The organism is Pseudoalteromonas sp. SWXJZ94C (assembly GCF_015864385.1).
Lineage (GTDB): Bacteria > Pseudomonadota > Gammaproteobacteria > Enterobacterales > Alteromonadaceae > Pseudoalteromonas.
In genome coordinates this window covers 68,153-75,329 of sequence record NZ_JADYXF010000024.1, presented here as the reverse complement: position 1 = coordinate 75,329, position 7,177 = coordinate 68,153, and the positions used below count along the sequence as shown (strand labels likewise).

Here is a 7,177-nt window from a genome sequence, read left to right as displayed (position 1 = left end):
AATGAAAACACGAATGGATTACTACGCCAGTATTGGCCGAAGAGCACAGATTTTAAGGCGGTAACACCAGCGCAAGTTATACCAGTACTTGAGCAACTTAATAATCGTCCAAGGAAGACACTTGGATTTGAAACGCCTGCAAAATTGATGCAGGATCACTTGGCGGCTAAAGCCGCCTAAACGTTATGCACTTCAGATGTGAATCCGCGCCTTTAAATGGGTCAGAAATCCAAAATATAAGTAATGTCGAGATAATTAATATACCCGCCACACCAACCTTAGTGTGGTTATTTTTTATATTATAAGGTTCTTTAAATATTCCAGCATAAACAGAGCCGCCTGCCATCCCCGCCGTTATTGTGGAAGATATTCCGGCGAATAGTAATGCGATTCCAAAAACTAATGCTGCCTTTGAGCCAAGCATTGGCGTAAGAAGATGTTGGGCTTGTTCTAATTCAGTAACGATTATTTTTTTATCAAAAAATGCAGCTGCGGCAAGTATTATCATTGCACTATTTATAGCCCAGCCAATAATCATAGATACTAATGTGTCTGTAAACTCATACCTTAATTGCTTTTTAATAACGGCTTCATTTTCATTATTCCATTTTCGACTTTGAATTATTTCTGAATGTAAAAATAGATTATGAGGCATAACTACGGCACCAAGTACTGCCATTACAATCATAATAGATCCATCAGGAATGCTAACCGTTACCCAACTTGTAAGTGCTTTGGACCAATCAATACTAACAATGCTCATTTCATATAAAAATGAAAATCCAATAATAGAAACAAAACCAATAATAAGCTTTTCAAGCTTTGAGTAAGTGTTGGTAAACAGCAATACAATAACAATAACTAAAATAATGACAGAGCCGATGAGTATAGGAATATCAAAAAGAAGGTGCAGGGCAATTGCCCCACCGAGTATCTCAGCCAAAGCGGTAGATATAACGGCAATAATACTGGTAAAAAGAACTGACCTAGCAACATGAATATTCAAGTTTTTCATTGCTGATTCAGCTAAACAATCACCCGTAACAATACCCAGATGCGCGACATTGTGCTGTAGTACAATTAGCATTAGGGTTGATAATGTTACCATCCACAATAATGTGTAACCAAACATTGAGCCAGCCGCAATATTTGAAGCCCAATTACCAGGGTCAATAAAGCCAACGGTTATGAGTAATCCGGGTCCTATATATTTGAATACTTTACTTAGCCCATATTTATTCCTATGTTTTGAGCCTACTGTGGGCAATAACTTAATTTTCATAATAGAAGTGAGCTTTAATGTTGAACCGCAGTTTGTTTTAGTTTGAAAAGGTATTGATAGGGCATATACATACTAATAACTAGCAACAAAGCCATGGAATCCTCCACGGCTTTGTAATGTTACTTTTATAGTGCAGCAACAACTTCGACTAACGTGTCTTTGGCATCTCCAAAGAGCATCTGTGTGTTTTCTTTAAAAAATAGTGGATTTTGCACCCCAGCATAACCGGTTGCCATACTGCGCTTTAAAACGATAGACGCTTTACCATGCCAGCACTCAAGTACCGGCATGCCGGCGATAGGGCTATTTGGTTCATCAAGTGCTGACGGATTTACAATATCGTTTGCACCAATCACAAGTGAAACATCGACTTGTGGAAAATCGTCGTTTACTTCATCCATTTCAAAAACAATGTCGTAAGGAACCTTAGCTTCAGCTAATAACACATTCATTTGTCCAGGCATTCGCCCTGCAACAGGGTGTATTGCAAAGCGCACGTTAATATCTTTTTCACGTAATTTACTTGTAAGTTCAGAGACTATTTGCTGCGCTTTTGCAACGGCCATTCCGTATCCAGGAATAATCATTACTTCTTTTGCGTTCATGAGCAGCTCTGCTGTTTCGGTTGCACTGATTGTTAGTACTTCACCTTGTTCTTGATCCCCAGCAGGTAAAGCTTTTACATTGCTACTACCAAATCCACCGGCAATTACCGATAAGAAATTTCGGTTCATAGCTTTGCACATTATATAGCTCAAAATAGCTCCGCTTGAACCAACTAATGCACCAATTACAATGAGTAAATCGTTATTTAGCATAAAGCCTGTCGCGGCAGCGGCCCAGCCTGAATAACTATTAAGCATAGATATAACAACCGGCATATCGGCACCGCCAATTGCCATAACCATATGAACACCAAAAACTAAAGCAAGCGCTATCATAATAACCAGCGGCAACATGCCATTACCAACAGCAGACTGCACAACGAATTGCTGTCCAAGCCACGCTACAGCAACTAATAAAACAAGGTTAAATATGTGTCGCCCTGGTAGTGTTAAAGGCTTACTGCCTATTCGACCAGATAATTTACCAAAAGCGGTAATTGAACCTGAAAGTGTAATAGCACCAATTAAAACACCTACATAGGTTTCAATATCGTGAATGGTTAAGTCAATTCCTGTAAAATGACTAGAAGCATCCGCAAAGTTAGCATACCCAACCATTATAGCCGCGAGCCCGACTAGACTATGTAAAATAGCAATCAGCTCTGGAATTGCAGTCATTTGCACTCGTTTTGCTACAAGTAAACCAATACTGCCACCCACTAATAATGCAATCATCAACTCAATATAGTTATTGGTAACAACACCTAAAACAGTCGCCAAAAGTGCTATCACCATGCCTGAAATACCATACCAATTACCTTTACGGGCAGTTTCTTGATTGGATAGACCGTTTAAAGCCAAAATAAAAAGAACCATCGCAGCAATGTATGCCACGGTTACAATACCAGTACTAATCATAACAACCTCACTTACGGAACATTTTGAGCATGCGATGTGTTACAGCAAAGCCGCCAACAATATTAATACTCGCAATTAACACGGTAAAAACGGCAAACCATTTAATGGTGTCGTCTGTTGAGCTTATTTGAATTAAAGCACCGATAACAATAATGCTTGAAATGGCATTGGTTACACTCATTAAAGGCGTATGTAGTGCAGGCGATACACTCCAAATAACCATATAACCTACAAAGCAGGCTAAGACAAAAACGGTAAAATGAGACATAAAATCAGCGGGTGCAACGCCACCAAGCCCAAGCAATGCTAATGCACCGATAGCGGCGCCAATTATAGGTCCAAATACCGATTTCTTTTTCTCAACAACCGTGGGTTTAGGTGTAGCCGCAACCTTTTTAGGGGTTGCAGATAGTGTGGGTGCTGGTGGCGGCCAAGTTGTTTTTCCTTCAGTACATATAGTTGCACCTAAAACAACATCGTTTGTCATATCAACAAAGAGTTTGCCGTCTTTTTCTGGGGTCATTTCGGCTAACAGGTTGTATAAGTTATTACTGTATAATTGGCTCGATTGTGCAGCAAGGCGACTTGGTAAATCGGTGTAACCAATAATCGATACACCATGGCATACGGCAACCTTACCCGGGACTGTTAATTCACAGTTTCCACCTTGTTCGGCTGCAAGATCGACTATTACGCTGCCGCTCTTCATTGATGCAACCATCTCGCTGGTGATCAATTTAGGCGCTGGTTTTCCGGGTATGAGTGCGGTAGTAACAATTATATCAACGTCTTTAGCTTGCGCTGCAAACAATGCCATTTCGGCTTCGATAAATTCATCGCTCATTACTTTAGCGTAACCGCCTTCGCCTGAGCCGTCTTCATCTTTAAAGTCGAGCATTAAAAACTCAGCGTCCATGCTTTCAATTTGCTCTTTTACTTCAGCACGCGTATCAAATGAGCGAACAATTGCGCCCATACTTTTTGCCGCTCCTATTGCGGCCAAGCCTGCAACACCTGCACCAATTACAAGTACCTTAGCAGGAGCAACTCTTCCTGCGGCTGTAATTTGTCCGGTAAAAAATCGACCAAAATGTTGAGCTGCTTCTACAATTGCACGATAGCCTGATATATTAGCCATTGAGCTGCGAGCATCCATTTTTTGTGCTCGAGAAATACGAGGAATACTATCTATTGCAATGGCGGTGATACCACGCTGAGTTAAATCTTTTAGCATCTCAGGGTTTTGTGCCGGCCATAAAAAACAGATTAATGTTTGTCCGCTTTTTAGTAATGTATTTTCATCACCTTCAGGTGCTTGTACTTTTAGTACAATATCAGATTGTGCCCATACATCTTGTGCTGAGTTGACTATTTTACAACCAGCTTCGCCATACGCATCATCGGCATAATTAGCCGCCATTCCTGCACCAGTTTCAATGACGACATCAAAACCAAGCTTTGTTAATTTACTTACTACATCTGGGGTCGTCGCGACTCGTCGCTCGCCTGTGTGGATTTCTTTTGGAACACCAATTTTCATTGTCGAACCTCGATTTAAATGCCATGAAGAGGAATTAATATGTATCTAGGCGTTATGGAATTAGCGATACGATGAAATATGTTATTTACTAACATGTTTCCACCGTATTTATTGCTAGCTAAAGTGTAAAATCAATAACTACACGAGATGGTACTTTGCCATGTTCGAGTCTTTCGAATATTTCATTAATAGCGCTTAAAGGCTGTAATTCAATATCCGCCTTAACTTTGCCTTGTGCCGCAAAAGCGAGCGCTTCGGCCATATCTTTGCGGTTCCCAACAAATGATCCTTTAATGGTGATGCAATTTGCTACTACATCAAATAATGGCGTCGGAAACTCACCAGGTGGTAAGCCAACTAAAACACATGTACCGTGTTTACGGGTCATATTAACCCCTTGCTCAAATGCTGGTAGGGAAGGAGCCGTAATAAGTACGCCATGGGCGCCACCTTGCGTTATTTCTTTGACGGTGTCTGCTGCATTATCTGTTTTAGCATTTACGATTGCATCGGCGCCAAGTAAGGTTGCATGTTCAAGCTTGCTGTCATCAATATCTATCGCACACACTTTAAGACCCATCGCTTTGGCATATTGAATCGCTAAATGACCAAGTCCACCACAACCTGAAATTGCTACCCATTCACCTGGTTTAGCATCGGTTTCTTTAATACCTTTGTAAGTTGTAATACCAGCACAAATTATAGGGGCCGCTTGTACTGCTGATAAGCCATCAGGAATAAGTGCAACGTAATTAGGATCGGCAATAATATACTCGGCAAAACCACCATCTTTAGTGTAGCCACCAAACTCAGCATCAGGACATACTGGTTCATAAGCACTTAAGCAAAATTCACAGTGTCCACAAGCTGAATATAGCCACGGAACACCGACTCTATCGCCTACTTTTACGCTTGTAACACCTTCGCCAATTTTGGTAACTAGCCCAATGCCTTCATGGCCAGGAGTAAATGGTGGAGTTGGTTTTAATGGCCAATCACCGTTTGCTGCATGTAAATCTGTGTGGCATACACCGCAGGCTTCTGTTTTAACTAATATTTCCCCTGCATTCGGTGATGGAATATCTAAATCGCGTAGAACTAAAGGTTTGCCAAATTGCTCAACAACGGCTGCTTTCATTTTGTTATTCATAATCTTTCCTATTAATATTTAAGGGATTTTTATTGAACTGCGCTATTTAAAAAGGCGCATTAATGTCAACAACGTCGATTAGTTTGTGGTTAACAAACTCTTTAATACCCAAGCCTATTAATTCACGACCATAACCAGAACGACGAACACCGCCAAATGGTAAGTCGGCTTTTACCATTGTTGGATGGTTTACAAACACCATGCCGGTAGATATTTTTTTAGCGACTTCTAAGCCATGATCAGGGTTTGACGTAAATACAGAACCACCTAAGCCAAATGGAGAGTCATTCGCAATTCTAATTGCGTCTTCTTCATTTTTTGCACGAAATAACATAGACACAGGACCAAAAAACTCCCAGTTTCGAGCCGGATTATCTTCGCTAATATTCGTTAAAATAGTGGGTTGTACAAAGGCGCCTTGACTAGGTACTTTAGGGCCCACTTCAGTGGCTGTTGCACCAAGCTTTATTGCTTCGTTAATTTTAACTTTTAGTTCATCAGCTGCACCTTGTGATGACAATGGTGCCAAAGTTGTAGTTGGATCAAGCGGATCGCCTGCTTGCAACTTAGCAACACCAGCAGTATAAAGTTCAACAAACTCATCATAAACTTCATCTTCGATGATCATTCGCTTAGACGATACACATACTTGCCCACCGTTCCAGTGACGACCAAATACTGCCCAATTAACCGTTTTTTCCATTTCAGCGTCAGCAAGTACAACAAATGCATCTGCACCACCAAGCTCTAATGTAGACTTTTTAAGTGCTTTACCAGCGGTAGAAGCAACGATTGCACCAGCGCTTTCAGAACCGGTAAGTGCAACACCACGAACTAATGGATGAGAAATGATCATTTCTGTTTGGGAATGTGCGGCGTATAGGTTTTTAAAAGCGCCTTTAGGCAGACCAGCTTCGAGCATAAGTGCTTCAAATGCTGCTGCACATTGTGGAACAATACCCGCGTGCTTTAGTAGCATAGTGTTACCCGCTGACAATTGCGGCGCAATAATACGAGCAACTTGATAATACGGAAAATTCCATGGCTCAATGGCAAGCAATACACCAAGTGGTTCATGGATAATAATTGCCTCGCCCTCAGCTGGATCTGCAACGGGTAATTTTTCTGATGCGAGAAGCCTCTCAGTATTATTCGCGTAGTACTCTAAAATGGCTGCGGATAATTCAACTTCAGCCTTTGCTTCTGATGTTATTTTACCCATTTCTAAAGTTAATAAGTTGGCGTAACTAACTACATCTTTACGTAATAAGTCAGCCGCTTTTTGCATTATTTTAGCGCGAGAAGAGAAAGGTGTTTTTTTCCATGATTGAAAGGCAGAATCGGCATTTTCTATTGCTTGAGTAATTTCAGCATCAGTAGCATCAGGAAAGGTTTTTACAACCTCACCTGTATATGGATTTGTTGTTGCATAGCTCATGATAATATCCTCAGTTAAATTAAATAAGACTCTTATTTTAAAATGAATAACGCTTAGAAGCTGCGTGTATAATTATGGTAAAACAAGTACTAAAGTGAGGCTATTCGTGATGCTACGTAAATACATGTGGGAATCCACATCTTGAAAGTGTAATTATTTGATTTTATTTATTTTTAATCACTCAGTTAGTTCTTGACGCGGATGGGAGTGATAAAGGATTATAAAATAATGCAGTGCGTAGTGG

Annotated in this window: 6 protein-coding genes; 1 reads left to right on the top strand and 5 read right to left on the bottom strand. The window is 40.6% G+C overall.

Features of this window, described 5'->3' with window-relative positions; all coding sequences use genetic code 11:
* The coding region (locus I6F65_RS21815; protein ID WP_369122874.1) for a transposase at positions 1-180 on the top strand (180 nt) is incomplete at its 5' end.
* Here I6F65_RS21815 and I6F65_RS11950 read toward each other — a convergent pair.
* From I6F65_RS11950 to I6F65_RS11930, 5 genes are all read right to left on the bottom strand, one after another.
* Positions 167-1,282: an Nramp family divalent metal transporter gene (locus I6F65_RS11950; protein WP_197113032.1), complete on the bottom strand. Its 1,116-nt coding sequence runs from the start codon at positions 1,280-1,282 to the stop codon at positions 167-169. The genes I6F65_RS21815 and I6F65_RS11950 overlap by 14 nt on opposite strands.
* Before the next feature lie 125 nt (positions 1,283-1,407).
* Complete coding sequence (gene pntB / locus I6F65_RS11945; protein WP_166109479.1) at positions 1,408-2,802, bottom strand: Re/Si-specific NAD(P)(+) transhydrogenase subunit beta; 1,395 nt, start codon at positions 2,800-2,802, stop codon at positions 1,408-1,410.
* A 10-nt stretch (positions 2,803-2,812) separates the two neighbouring features.
* On the bottom strand, positions 2,813-4,345 hold the full coding sequence (locus I6F65_RS11940) for a Re/Si-specific NAD(P)(+) transhydrogenase subunit alpha (RefSeq protein ID WP_166109414.1): 1,533 nt from the start codon (positions 4,343-4,345) through the stop codon (positions 2,813-2,815).
* A gap of 118 nt (positions 4,346-4,463) precedes the next feature.
* The gene (gene adhP / locus I6F65_RS11935; RefSeq protein WP_197113038.1) at positions 4,464-5,483 is read right to left on the bottom strand and encodes an alcohol dehydrogenase AdhP; all 1,020 of its coding nucleotides are present in this window, start codon (positions 5,481-5,483) and stop codon (positions 4,464-4,466) included.
* A 58-nt stretch (positions 5,484-5,541) separates the two neighbouring features.
* Entirely contained in the window at positions 5,542-6,933 is a 1,392-nt protein-coding gene (locus I6F65_RS11930; protein ID WP_024612880.1) for an NAD-dependent succinate-semialdehyde dehydrogenase, read from the bottom strand.
* Between the last annotated feature and the right edge of the window lie 244 nt (positions 6,934-7,177).